Below are 661 nucleotides of genomic sequence, written 5' to 3' on the forward strand. Positions count from 1 at the left end.
AGCGCGACGGACGTAAGCCGCGGTCCGTTCGCCGTGCCGAGCGCCGGGCGGCACGGGCTGGGGCCAAGAGGATCGAGGCGGTCAACAAGCTGCGGGCCGCTGCTGACGAGACGGTTTGGCAGCACGCGATGGACCTCGCGGGGTACCTCGGGGAGACCGTGCCGAGTGAGGCGACGTATCGCCGGGCGTGGACGGAGATTCACGGTGCGGAGCTGGGTCAGACGGCCGCGCAGATCGCTCACACCAGGGCCGCGAAGCGCGCGGTGCGGCTGGCCCAGAACGGGCCGCTGAAGGACGAAAAAGCGCAGGTCGATTCCCAAATGGACCCGGAGGCCGGGAGCTTTCCCAAGGCCCCGAAGAAGCCCGGCACGGACGGGCGGAAGAAGAACGGCGGGACCCCTCCGCGGCGCACCCCCGGCACGAAGTACAGCGACGTCGCCCGCCGCCAGATGAGCGTCGAGCAGAAGCGCACCACCGAGACCGCCGACGCGTCGGTCTGACCCTCACTCATCCCTCGCAGTACCGACTCCACAAGGAGAGCTCTGCCATGTCTCGCATCGTCCGCACGCTCGCTGTCTCCGGTGCCGCCGCTGCCGCCCTGATGGGTGCCGCGTCCACCGCCACCGCCGACTCCCCCGAGGCTGCCGTCACCGCCGTCCAG

Annotated in this window: 1 protein-coding gene; it reads left to right on the forward strand. The window is 70.8% G+C overall.

Annotated elements, in window-relative coordinates; genetic code table 11:
- Positions 1-500 (forward strand): hypothetical protein (locus AC1DUE_RS20010; RefSeq protein ID WP_477041161.1); only part of this gene is annotated, 500 nt, incomplete at its 5' end.
- Positions 501-661 lie beyond the last annotated feature (161 nt).

The sequence above is a fragment of the Cellulomonas sp. P4_A2 genome (assembly GCF_056402515.1).